The organism is Bacillus pacificus, from assembly GCF_020861345.1.
Taxonomy (GTDB): domain Bacteria; phylum Bacillota; class Bacilli; order Bacillales; family Bacillaceae_G; genus Bacillus_A; species Bacillus_A pacificus.
Genome location: NZ_CP086328.1, coordinates 1686705 through 1699450, shown reverse-complemented (window position 1 = coordinate 1699450; position 12746 = coordinate 1686705). Strand labels below are relative to the sequence as shown.

The 12746-nt window shown below is 38.3% G+C and carries 10 protein-coding genes; all 10 read right to left on the bottom strand.

Going from position 1 to position 12746, the window contains the following annotated elements:
- Positions 1 to 6 precede the first annotated feature (6 nt).
- Positions 7 to 945, bottom strand: a complete 939-nt coding sequence (locus tag LMD38_RS08865) for a ring-cleaving dioxygenase (protein WP_016718240.1) — start codon at positions 943 to 945, stop codon at positions 7 to 9.
- A gap of 384 nt (positions 946 to 1329) precedes the next feature.
- On the bottom strand, positions 1330 to 2808 hold the full coding sequence (gene putP / locus LMD38_RS08860; protein ID WP_000687613.1) for a sodium/proline symporter PutP: 1479 nt from the start codon (positions 2806 to 2808) through the stop codon (positions 1330 to 1332).
- 300 nt (positions 2809 to 3108) lie between these two features.
- Positions 3109 to 3597 carry a CcdC protein domain-containing protein gene (locus LMD38_RS08855; RefSeq protein ID WP_001183912.1) on the bottom strand — a complete coding sequence of 163 codons (489 nt, stop codon included), beginning with the start codon at positions 3595 to 3597 and terminating at the stop codon, positions 3109 to 3111.
- Positions 3598 to 3708: 111 nt separating this feature from the next.
- Entirely contained in the window at positions 3709 to 5283 is a 1575-nt protein-coding gene (locus tag LMD38_RS08850) for an FMN-binding glutamate synthase family protein (protein ID WP_061183398.1), read from the bottom strand.
- A 67-nt stretch (positions 5284 to 5350) separates the two neighbouring features.
- Entirely contained in the window at positions 5351 to 6478 is a 1128-nt protein-coding gene (locus tag LMD38_RS08845) for an alkene reductase (RefSeq protein ID WP_016718244.1), read from the bottom strand.
- 135 nt (positions 6479 to 6613) lie between these two features.
- A complete protein-coding gene (gene hutG / locus LMD38_RS08840) occupies positions 6614 to 7585 on the bottom strand; it encodes a formimidoylglutamase (protein ID WP_016718245.1) in 972 nt (323 codons plus the stop codon).
- Positions 7564 to 8835, bottom strand: coding sequence for an imidazolonepropionase (gene hutI, locus LMD38_RS08835; RefSeq protein ID WP_061183400.1), 1272 nt, complete (start codon positions 8833 to 8835; stop codon positions 7564 to 7566). The genes hutG and hutI overlap by 22 nt, the downstream gene beginning before the upstream one ends.
- A gap of 13 nt (positions 8836 to 8848) precedes the next feature.
- Complete coding sequence (gene hutU, locus LMD38_RS08830; RefSeq protein WP_000416709.1) at positions 8849 to 10507, bottom strand: urocanate hydratase; 1659 nt, start codon at positions 10505 to 10507, stop codon at positions 8849 to 8851.
- Between the two features lie 23 nt (positions 10508 to 10530).
- The gene (gene hutH, locus LMD38_RS08825) at positions 10531 to 12048 is read right to left on the bottom strand and encodes a histidine ammonia-lyase (protein WP_000631849.1); all 1518 of its coding nucleotides are present in this window, start codon (positions 12046 to 12048) and stop codon (positions 10531 to 10533) included.
- A gap of 103 nt (positions 12049 to 12151) precedes the next feature.
- Entirely contained in the window at positions 12152 to 12592 is a 441-nt protein-coding gene (gene hutP / locus LMD38_RS08820; protein ID WP_000926516.1) for a histidine utilization transcription antiterminator HutP, read from the bottom strand.
- Between the last annotated feature and the right edge of the window lie 154 nt (positions 12593 to 12746).

Below are 12746 nucleotides of genomic sequence, written 5' to 3'. Positions count from 1 at the left end.
ATCACTTTAATCTAAATGTCTCACTTCAAACGGCAAAAGCGTTTGTTCAATCTGTTTTCTATGCTGTTCATATTGTTCCGGTAATTTTAATTCCTCACCCATCGTCTCCAACGATTCATCATGAGCGAAACCAGGAGGATCTGTTGCAATTTCAAATAAAATTTCACCGTGTTCTCTAAAATAAATTGCGTTAAAATAATTACGATCTTGTACAGGAGTTACGTGGTATCCAAAACGGGACACATGCTCTTTCCAGTCTAACTGATCAGCATCGTCACTCGCTCTCCAAGCAATATGATGCACTGTACCAACGCCCATTTGGCCACGACCGATTGTTGATAACCTCAAGTCGATAATATTTCCAATCTTAGCAGAAGAACGGAATCGAACGAATTCACCTTCTTCTCCAATTTTCTCAAGACCCATAATATGTTCTAACAGTTCAGCAGTTTTTTGAGGCTGTGCCGATAATAGAACCGCACCACCAAATCCTTTAATTGCTACTTCTGGCGTAACTTCTCCAAAAGTCCAATTATTTGATTCACCCTCTTCTCTTTCTACTAATTCTATATGCAAACCATGCGGATCATCAAATTCTAAATACTGCTCTCCAAATCGAGTCATTTTTGTATACGAAACATCGAATTTTTCTAATCGATTTTCCCAAAACTCCATTGCACCTTTTGGTACAACATAAGAAGTGATACCTACTTGACCGTCACCAATAACTCCTTGACGAGCACCTGCCCATGGGAAAAACGTAATAATTGTTCCAGGCTTTCCTCCTTCATTACCAAAATAAAGATGGTACGTACCCGGATCATCAAAATTTACTGTTTGTTTCACTAAACGTAAACCTAATACACCAGCATAAAAATCTACATTTTCTTGTGGATGTCCTACAATTGCTGTAATGTGATGTATCCCCATTGTTTTCTTTTCCATTTCGTCCACTCCTTTTTAATTCATTATAAAAATTGCTTTACATTAAAATTCATTATTCATTTTGTCCATACTAGAAAGTAAAATCCGTCATGATAATTTTATCTCGAATTCGAGATATTAATTGTAAAATTACACATTAACGTTTAACTTATCGAAATTATCTCGATTTCAAGATAGTTTCCAAAAAACATTTACTCACTTTAATACCATAATCAGTGGGGGTTTTACTGCCCATTAAAGTGGGATAAAACGTGATTTAGAATATCATTTACCTCAAACTTAACACTTATTATAAGTTACTTACTTTTCTTTGTCAACAAGTTACTTATTTCATTTAAAATGAAAAGGGAGTAAACGCTATTCACCGTTTACTCCCTTTTCAAATCATTTCGTTTCTTCTTCCAGCACTGCTTCCATCTCATTAAATTCACGATGAATTGCTTTAACTGGTTCTTTCGTTACTAAACTTACAACAATCACAGCTAATAAGCTACAGAAGAATCCAGGTACCATTTCATACATAGTCGCTTTTAAACTTGGAATTTGTACCCAAGTAATTACAACTACTGCACCAACAATCATCCCAGCAAGAACGCCCCATTTGTTCGTTCTTTTCCAATATAAACTTAATAAAATGGCAGGTCCGAATGCTGAACCAAATCCTGCCCAAGCATAACCGACGAGTGTTAAAATTGTATCACTTGGATGATACGCTAAAACAACTGCGATCATAGCTACTACTAAAACTGACAGTCTACCGATAAATACAAGTTCTTTATCACTTGCATTACGACGGAAAAATGTTTTATAGAAATCTTCCGTTACTGCACTTGAAATAACAAGTAATTGCGAGGAAATACTACTCATTATAGAAGCTAATATAGCTGACAATAAAAACCCGGTAATGTACGGATGGAATAAAATGTTTGAGAATGTTACAAAGACCATTTCTGGGTCTTGTAATGTCCCATTATTTTTAGCATAGTAGGCGATACCAACCAAGCCAGTAAGCATTGCACCTATAATGGAAATCGCCATCCAACCGATACCGATTCTACGAGAAGTTTTCAAATCTTTAATAGAGGTAATTGCCATAAAGCGGACAATAATATGTGGTTGACCAAAATACCCAAGACCCCATGCTAAAAAGGAAATAATACCAAGAATTGTGGTCCCTTTAAACATATCTAAATGCGATGCATCAACTTGCTTAATCGTATTGTATGTCTCTGTTACACCACCGACATCTGTAAAAGCAACAATTGGTACTAATACGAGAGCAATAAACATAATACACCCTTGCACAAAGTCGGTCCAACTTACTGCTAAAAAACCACCGAATAGTGTATAAGCAACTACGACACCGACAGTTACAAATAAACCAATTTTATAATCAAGGTTGAAAGAATTTTCAAACAAACGTCCACCTGATACTAAACCAGCCGACGCATAAAATGTGAAAAATACTAAAATAACGATAGCGGAGACAAAACGAAGTATTTTCGTACGATCTTTAAATCGATTCTCTAAAAAGTCTGGAATCGTAATTGAATCATTAGCCACTTCTGTATACGTTCGCAAACGCGGGGCAAGAATTAAATAGTTTGCATAAGCACCTATTAATAAACCTATCGCAATCCACACACTTGATAACCCTGTCGCATACATCGCACCAGGTAATCCCATTAGCATCCAACCACTCATGTCAGAAGCACCAGCTGATAAAGCTGTAACTGCTGGACCGAGTCCCCTTCCGCCTAACATATAATCTGATAAATCGGATGTCTTCTTATAAGACCAATAACCGATATACAACATACCTGCCATATAAATAGCAAGCGAAACCATAATCTCAATCTTCACCAAATCTCTCCCTTAGTTACATAAGCCATTCAAAATTTCGAAAAATGACTTTTTCTATTTTCTTGTTTTCGCTTATGGTTCCCTACCTTAACAAACATTTTTTGTTCTTTCAAGTGAACAGGTGTTTTTTACTACATATGAAAACCTTCATAAACGCCTTTATCCCAGTGGATTACCCGGGTTTCAAAAGAAATTAAAGTAAAAATATTCAGAAAATAACACGGTGTGTTTTTTCACATCTTATTTTCATTTTTCATCCGAAAAATTTTAAAAGAAAAAAGCCATACGAATGTATGACTTTCAGCTTATTGGCATCGCAAATCTCTCTTTCTCTACATATACTTTCCGGAATTTCATATAGCACCCAATACGCCAAGGTACTATATAACAAACCGCAAGGGTGTAGAAAAGAATGCCAATTGACTTTGGATCTAAACCTTGTAAATGTCTTCTAAAATAAGCACGTAAAAGAACGATAACTAAAAATGTAGCAATAAAAGCAATACTTTTTTTTGCATAAATTTGACCATCTTCTCTGATTTCATATCCACTTAAAATAATAAGTGGAATTGATAATAACAGTCCAATCCCAGCAACTATCCCAATTTTCCAACCAGCAAGTTGGATTGGTGCTGCATATAAAGAAAAACCTGGAAATAAAAAGAATAATGGCAATAATAGTCGTCTTCCTTTATTTTTAATTGGTCGATTCATAGAACGCATACGTCTAAATATAACGAGCCCTATAACGAGTAAAAAAATTGTAATACTGTACGAACCTTGCTGCAAGTGAATCTCTCCCTAAAAATATTTATTTTTAAAAGCCTTTCCATTATACTCTTAATATTTTCTAAAGAATATGATTATTCCTCCTGAAAATCTTACATTTCAAATATACTTTTAAGTTCGATTTACTATAGGAAACAAATCTGAAAGAGAAACTACCCGCCCCATCTCATCCTTGAACACAATATGCTCTCTCGTTAAATGACGTGGACTCTTTACTCCCGCTGCTGCTGCAAGTGAGAACAAACTATATCTCATACTTATTATATAATTCATGACTCGCCACTTCTTCTCATACGGATCTAGTGCTTTTTGATAGTGCGGATTCGTCGTGGCAACACCAGATGGACATTGGCCAGAATTACATTGCAGCGCCATAATACAACCGCTTGCCATCATAAAACCACGTGCCGAGTTTACAGCATCTGCACCAATCGCTAAAGCAATTGCCACTTTATCTGGTGTAATTAATTTCCCCGAGGCAAACACTTTGAATTTATCACGAACACCATAATGATTCGCTGTATCAATACATGTCAGTAACGCTGGAATAAGCGGCATCCCCATACTATCTGCCATCGATTTATATGTTGCTCCTGATCCACCTTCTGAACCGTCAATTGTAATAAAATCCGGATAGATATTTAACTCTTTCATCGTTTTAAATAAATCTTCCAACGGCTCCTGCTGTCCAATTACAATTTTCATACCGATTGGTTTCCCGCCCGTTTCTTGCAAACGCTGAATAAAATAAAGTGTATCTGCTGCATTGTTCAAAAATGAAAATCGATTCGGAGAATTAATCGTCTCTCCTACTCGTACATTCCGAACAGAAGCAATTTTCTCATTTACTTTTTGCCCCTCTAAATGACCACCACGTATTTTCGCACCTTGCCCAAATTTCAATTCAAATGCTTTAATATTACTTTCTTTCACTTTCTCCATAAATTTCTCCATTGAAAAATTCCCGTCCTCATCACGGTATCCAAATAGCCCTGGACCAATTTGCGCCACGATATTCGCCCCTGTATGTAAATGTTCTGGAATAACGCCACCTTCACCAGTATTAATCCACGATCCGCCTGCCATTTTCGCTCCAAAGCCGCTCGCTAAAATATAATTTTCACCAATCGCACCGTAAGAAGTTGCTGATGCCCCAAACATGCCATACAGTTTCCATGGATATTTACGATTTTCGCCGACGATAATTGCATCGTCTTCTTCGTATAACCAAAGATTCGTTGTATCCGCTGTCAATTTTTCTCTCCGTGAAAATAATCCTTCTTTATGAATCACATACTTTTTCCCTTCACGTTCTTGCGTTACGTTCACACTTAATTCTTCTGTTAATACCGGAAACAACGTATTAGCAATATAATAACCAGATGCTTCAAAATCTCGTTTCGACCCAAAACCAAGTATTTCAGAGCGATACTTCGCTAAAAACATAACACTTTGAAAATCGTAACGTGAAAAAGGTTTTCCATCTGTATCGTGATCAAACCAATATTGTCGGAATTCCGGCCCTATCTTTTCCAGTAAGTAACGCATTCTTCCTAAGTATGGATGTAATTTTAAAATAGAATGATGCGTCCGTTTTTTTATAAAAAATGTGATAATAAAAAAGACGATTAAAATCAACATTAATAATAGTAATATACTAATAATAACGAGTAGCGTTTCACTCATCTCGCTTCCCCCTATGAAATTCCATAATAAAAGGAGAACACTCCATGTGTTCTCCTTTTATCTTTATTCAAATTAATGTAGCAAGATGCTCTTTCGCGTCATATTCAACTAAACTTTCAGCATGTTTAATTCGATGAACAAAATTTGGATTAGCAATTAACGGTCTTCCGAATGCAGCTATGTCAATTGTTCCTTCTTGCAGTGCTTCTTCTGCCTCTTTCGGATTTAAATTACCAACCCCAACAATCGTACCATCCCAATATTTTCTTACTAATTGATGAAAATTCTTTCCGTCAGCAATCACTTGCGTATAATTCATCGTTGAAGGGTGAATCATCGTTAATCCAACTTCTTTAAACATATTTACGAATGTTTCAATCGCCAGCTCAGGGTTTTCCCACATATAAGTAGGATTATCCCCTTTAAAAGCAGAGAAACGAAGAAGTGTTTTATCAGCTCCAACTGCTTCTATTACAGCCTCTGTTACTTCTTTCATAAACGTTAACCTTTGCTTTAAGTCACCGCCATATTTATCAGTACGCTTATTAGCAAACTCATAAGTAAATTGATCAATTAAATATCCGTGTGCACCGTGAATTTCTACCCCATCAAATCCAGCTTCGATCGCGTTTTTCGCAGCTTGTGCGTATTGACTGATAACTTCTTGTATTTCTTCTAACGTCATTGCTTCTGGTGTATCAAATGGTTTACGAAAACGCGGAACATTCCCTTCTGCAGCGATTGCAGAAGGCGCTTGCGGCATTTGCCCACCAATTATTTCGTGATGACTCATACGTCCAACATGCCATATTTGAGCAATAATCGTTCCGCCTTCTTTATGTACTGCCTCTGTAACAGGTTTCCAAGAATCGATTTGTTCTTGCGTATAAATCCCTGGTACTCCTGGATTCCCTTTCGCTCTCGGACTAATGACAATTCCTTCTGTAATAATTAATCCAACTCCGTCAGCAGCACGTTTTCTGTAGTATTCCGCTACATCAGCACCAACTACTCCAGTTTCATTATCTGCAAAGCATCTTGTCATTGGTGCCATTGCTATGCGATTACGAAGAGACCAAGCTCCGACTTGAATCTGATCAAACAACTTCGTTTCTTCAATATTTTCAAAAGATCCCCAAGCGTTTACATTTGTTCCTTCATAAATACTTGCCGCTTTCTTGTTCGAACTTGTCATGTTTTTTCCCCCTAAAAAAATTCTTACTACAATCGCATCATACTTACTTTTAGATAGTAACGTCAATTTATACGCTCTTACCTAGTAATATTCGTATATAGAAAAACCTCTCTAATAAAATAGAGAGGTTTCTCCTTATATACGAATCTCTTTCCTGATCGTCTCCCTCGCCAAAAGAAAACTCATAATCACTTGCGCAGCTACTCGGCTCGTCATATCTCTGAAATCAAGAGTTGGATCAATTTCTACAATATCCATCCCTTGAACGAGAGGTTCTTTGCCAAGAAATTCAATCGCATCCAGTAAAGTCGCGCTATCCATTCCCCCAGGACCAATCGCTGGACAACCTGGCGCAAATGCTTGATCTAGTACATCCATATCAAGAGAAATATAAATAGAAGTCACGCCTTGCTTTCTTAATACTTCGATACTTTCCGTCATAATATCTTTTATTTCTCGCTCTCGTACATCTTTCATTGTATACACTGTCACGCCATGTTCTTTTGCATATTCATGGTACGCTCGTGCATTTGAAAAATTACGAATACCGATTTGAACGAGTTGTTTTCCTGTAATAACACCATTTTCTAGTAAACTACGGAACGGTGTACCATTTGACGGACCACCATCTTCTAAGTTGCGCAAATCATGATGGGCATCAAATTGAATAATACCGACCTTCCCTTTACTATTTGCAAATCCTGTTATACTCGGAAAACTAATCGAATGATCCCCACCAAGAACGATTGGTATCATGTTCGGATTTACTTTCGTTACATGACCAACTGTTTTCGCAATTCGGTTATGACTTTCTTTTATATCCGTCACATGCATCGTAATATCTCCGCAATCATATAAGACACTTTCTTTCATATCATGTTCTTCTGTAATTGCGTACGTGCTATATGCATCTAACATCGCACGAATTGTTTTTGGAGCAAAACTTGCTCCTGAATGACTAATAGATGGTTTAGAAAGGGGTGCTCCAATTAAGGCCGCACCGAATATTTCCACGCCTTCCTCCCAATCTTTAATCATTTCACTCCATTTTGTCACTTCACGATCGATAAACTTGGCATTTTTCTTTAAATAGTGGCCGTGCTCCATGATTGTTCACCTCTTGTATATGCGATATTACCATTCTTCCATACTGTATTTACATGACTTACGCCGTAATGATACGGTACGTAAGCATAATTGTAAGCATCCCATAGCACTAGATCTGCCTTGCGACCTACTCTAATTTTCCCAGCTACATCGCCACGATTAATTGCGTAAGAAGAGTTAACTGTTACCGCATTCCAAACTTCTTCTGGTGTCATTTTCAACTTCAGCATTGCGATGCTCATAATAAGCTGAATGTTTTCCGTTGGACAGCTGCCCGGGTTAAAGTCTGTAGCTAACGCAACTGCAACACCTTCATCAATCATTTTTCGGCCGCGTGCAAAGCTTTCTTTATTTAAATAGAAAGTTGTTCCTGGTAATAAAGTCGCTACTGTATTAGAGTTTGCAAGCATTTCAATTCCTTTATCAGAAGCACCAACTAAATGGTCCGCTGATGCTGCACCAATTTCAGCCGCTGCTTCCGCACCACCAAGAGGGTCAATTTCATCCGCATGAATTTTCACATCAAATCCAAGCTCTTTCGCTTTTAATAAAAACTCTTTTGACTCTTCAACAGAGAACACACCTGTTTCACAGAAAATATCAACGAATTCCGCTAATTGCTTCTCTTTCATTTCTGGTAATAAATCTAACATCCATTGTAAAAATTCTTTCGATCTACCTTTATACTCTTTTGGAACTGCATGAGCACCTAAAAATGTGGAAACTAAATCAATTGGATGCTCTTTTTGTAATTGTGCCGTTGCCTCTAATTGCTTCCATTCCGTCTCATCATCTAATCCGTAACCACTCTTCGCTTCTACAGTTGTAACTCCGAAAGATAGCATACGGTCTAAATGGAATTTCGCCTTTTGAACAAGCTCTTCTTTCGACGATTGTTTCGTTGCATTTACAGTTGAAAGAATACCTCCGCCTTGTTCTAAAATTTCTAAGTATGGAACTCCTTGTAATTTTAGCGCGATTTCATTTTCACGAGATCCACCAAATACAAGGTGGGTATGCGGATCAACAAGACCAGGAGAAACCATTTTCCCGCCACAATCAATAACTTCTTTCGCCTGAAGTCCTTTTGCTTCTTCTGCTGTTCCAACGAAAGTGATTACACCATTTTCAATTCCAACCGCACCGTTTCCGATAACAGGAAGCGTGTTCATCGCTTCCCGTCTTAACAAGCCATCTTCTTGATCCATTGTTAGTAATTGACCGATATTTATTAGTAAAGTGTCCAGCATGTTTTTCTCCTCCTTATTTCATCATTGGAATGTTAACGCCTTTTTCTTTCGCAGTTTCCACAGCTAAGTCATACCCTGCATCCACGTGACGAACAACACCCATACCAGGGTCAGAAGTTAATACGCGCTCAATACGTTTTGCTGCTGCTTCCGTTCCATCTGCAACGATAACCATTCCAGCGTGAAGTGAATAACCCATACCAACGCCGCCACCGTGGTGAACAGATACCCAGCTTGCACCGTTTACACTGTTAATTAATGCATTCAAAATTGGCCAGTCAGCTACTGCATCACTACCATCTTTCATCGCTTCTGTTTCACGGTTTGGAGATGCTACTGATCCGCAATCTAAATGGTCACGACCGATAACGATTGGTGCTGATAATTCACCATTTGCAACCATTTCATTAATGATGCGACCAAATTTCGCGCGCTCGCCGTAACCAAGCCAACAAATACGTGACGGAAGACCTTGGAACTCAACTTGCTGACGAGCCATACGGATCCAGTTACATAAATGCTCATTATCAGCAAACTCACGTAAAATTACTTCGTCTGTTTTATAAATATCTTCTGGGTCACCAGAAAGTGCTACCCAGCGGAATGGTCCTTTTCCTTCGCAGAATAATGGACGGATAAATGCTGGAACGAATCCTGGGAAATCGAATGCATTTTTCAAACCTTCATCAAAAGCAACTTGGCGAATGTTATTTCCGTAATCAAATGTAATTGCGCCTTTTGCTTGCATAGCAAGCATGGCTTCTACATGTTTTGTCATGCTTTCTTTTGATAATTGTACGTAGCGCTCCGGATCTTCTTCACGAAGTTTTGCTGCTTCTTCTAACGTGTAACCTACTGGAATATAACCGTTTAATGGATCATGAGCAGATGTTTGATCAGTAACTAAATCTGGCGTAATATTACGCTTCACTAGCTCTGGTAAAATCTCTGCCGCATTTCCTAATAAACCAATTGAAATCGGTTCTTTCTTCTCTTTATACTCGTTCGCAACCGTTAATGCTTCTTCTAATGATTCTGTATACATATCACAGTATCTCTTTTCAATACGACGATCGATACTGCGCTTATCAACATCAATAGCGATAACAACACCGCCATTCATCGTTACAGCAAGAGGTTGTGCACCGCCCATACCACCTAAACCAGCAGTAAGTGTTAATGTACCTTTTAATGAACCACCGAAATGTTGACGTGCCGCTTCACCAAACGTTTCATATGTTCCTTGTAAAATACCTTGTGTTCCAATGTAAATCCAGCTACCTGCTGTCATTTGTCCATACATCATAAGACCTTTTTTCTCTAGTTCACGGAAGTGATTCCAGTTCGCCCACTTCGGTACTAAGTTTGAGTTCGCTAAAAGAACGCGAGGTGCATCTTCATGTGATTTAAAGATTGCAACTGGTTTTCCTGATTGAACAAGTAATGTTTCATCGCTTTCTAACGTTTTTAATGAATCTACAATTGCATTGTAGCTTTCCCAGTTACGAGCTGCACGGCCGATTCCACCATATACAACTAATTCTTCTGGCTTTTCAGCAACTTCCGGATCTAAATTGTTCATTAACATACGAAGTGCAGCTTCTTGCACCCACCCTTTCGTTTGTAACTCCGTACCTCTTGGCGCGCGAATTGTTTGTTTAACTTTTTCCATTTCAATCTCTCCCTTTTCTCATTTTATAGTGCTGCGTTTACATCTAATCTTTCTTTGATCGAATAATTCGTTTTTAACCAATGCGCAATATTTTCAATATCCGTTGAGAATATACGGTCATTTGTAATAGAAGGCACTTGCTGACGACCTTGATGATAGAAACTTTTCGTCACTGTACTCATGTTTTCAATACCGCGATATTCTGCAGCTTGCATCGCACAAATCATCTCAATTGAAAGAACACGTCTTACGTTTTGAATAATTTGATGTGCATGGCGTGAAGCGATTGTTCCCATACTTACGTGATCTTCTTGGTTAGCTGATGACGGGATTGAATCAACACTCGCCGGATGTGCTAACGTTTTATTTTCAGAAACTAGTGACGCTGCAGCATATTGCATAATCATTGCACCAGACTGAAGTCCTGGTTCTGGACTTAAAAATGGTGGTAAATCGTTTAATTGCGGATTCACTAAACGCTCAATACGACGCTCTGAAATATTTGCAAGTTCTGCCATTCCTACTTTTAAGAAGTCCATCGCAAATGCAATTGGTTGACCGTGGAAATTACCACCTGAAATTACTTTTTCCCCGCCATCAAAGATTAGCGGATTATCCGTTGCTGCATTCATTTCAATTTCTAATTTTTCTTTCACATAATTTAAAACTTGCCAAGAAGCACCGTGTACTTGCGGAATACAGCGAAGTGAATATGCATCCTGCACACGTAGTTCTCCTTGTTTTGTTGTTAATTTACTATCATGAAGGATGTCACGAATTCTGCTCGCTACTTCCACTTGCTCTTTATAACCACGTGCTTTATGAACATTTTCATCAAATGCATCAATAATGCCTTGTAAACCTTCAATTGTCATAGATGCAATTAATTCAGCTTGATAAGCCGTTGCTTCTGCTTCTATATAAGAAAGAACTCCTTGCGCTGTCATCGCCTGCGTACCATTAATTAACGCTAGACCTTCTTTCGCTTCAAGTTCAATTGGCTCAAGACCTTCTTCTGTAAGAGCGACCATTGCATGAACGCGTTTTCCTTTATAGAACACTTCACCTTCGCCTAATAATACGAGCGCAAGATGAGATAAAGGTGCTAAATCGCCACTCGCACCAAGTGAGCCTTGTTGTGGAACAACTGGGTGAATTTTACGATTTACAAACTCAAGAAGCATATTTACAACGAGCGGTCTAACACCAGATACTCCTTTAAGCATCGTGTTTGCTCGTAAAATTAACATACCGCGTGATACTTCTTCAGGGAATGGCTCGCCTATCCCACATGCATGTGACTGAATTAAATTATGTTGAAGTGCCTTTACATCATCTTTTTGAATTAGCACATCACTAAACTTTCCAAATCCAGTTGTAATACCGTAAACGACTTTTCCGTCCTCTACAATTTTCTCAACTACTTCGCGGCACTCCGCCACCTTTTGCATACTAGTTGGACAAGCTGTTACACCTTCTCCTTCAAGTAACAACCTCTTCATTTCTTCAATTGTCAATGTGTGTCCTGTTAACGTAATCATTGTTTTTCCTCCTTAAAAAGGCAAAAGGGGACCTTATCTTTTTAAGACAGACTTCTGTCCTAAAAAAGTAAGGCCCCCTTCTAACTAATAGACTATGGGCAAATCATATGTGATTAATTCCTAAACCAATCGCCTCATGCTCAGATCCTTTTACAGGTGCACCAATCGTTCCATATAATGCAACAGCAACCCATTCGCCCTCTTTTTTTCCGTCGTATGGTGTACCGCGCACAATCGCAAAGCGAAGTCCTACTGTACGAAGAACGTCTGCTAACTGAATTTGACCTCTCGTCACTCCGTACAAAGCTTCCATAATTGCGTGATAAAGTGCATGTGTTTCTCTGTAAACGTCTGTTTCAATAACTTGGTTGCTCTTAGCCGCTGTTTCCATTGCTGCAACAACCTTTTGCGAATTCATCGAACCCACTTTCCCCGTACAATACTTCCAACCTTTTGGGATAGATAATACAGGGCTTTCATTCTCATCCGCAAGTGCCAACAGCATGGCCATACGACCAATTCGATGTGTTCCTTGAAGAAGCATGTGACTCTCTCATTTCTTTTAATTATTTGAATATTTCTTAATTTAAGAATATATGAAAACGGTTAAATCGTCAATAGTTTAAACTCACATTCAAACAATTTTTTCATCTCCTCCATTTGTGTACACAAATGATTTACACAAATTTTTCAGGCGT

Excerpts from the sequence above, each read along its gene's own strand:
- hutP (WP_000926516.1), bottom strand. The coding sequence starts at position 12,592 with ATGCTTCTTCAAGGAACACATCGAATTGGTCGTATGGCCATGCTGTTG.
- hutU (WP_000416709.1), bottom strand. The coding sequence starts at position 10,507 with ATGGAAAAAGTTAAACAAACAATTCGCGCGCCAAGAGGTACGGAGTTA.
- hutI (WP_061183400.1), bottom strand. The coding sequence starts at position 8,835 with ATGCTGGACACTTTACTAATAAATATCGGTCAATTACTAACAATGGAT.
- LMD38_RS08865 (WP_016718240.1), bottom strand. The coding sequence starts at position 945 with ATGGAAAAGAAAACAATGGGGATACATCACATTACAGCAATTGTAGGA.
- hutG (WP_016718245.1), bottom strand. The coding sequence starts at position 7,585 with ATGGAGCACGGCCACTATTTAAAGAAAAATGCCAAGTTTATCGATCGT.
- hutH (WP_000631849.1), bottom strand. The coding sequence starts at position 12,048 with ATGATTACGTTAACAGGACACACATTGACAATTGAAGAAATGAAGAGG.
- LMD38_RS08845 (WP_016718244.1), bottom strand. The coding sequence starts at position 6,478 with ATGACAAGTTCGAACAAGAAAGCGGCAAGTATTTATGAAGGAACAAAT.
- LMD38_RS08850 (WP_061183398.1), bottom strand. The coding sequence starts at position 5,283 with ATGAGTGAAACGCTACTCGTTATTATTAGTATATTACTATTATTAATG.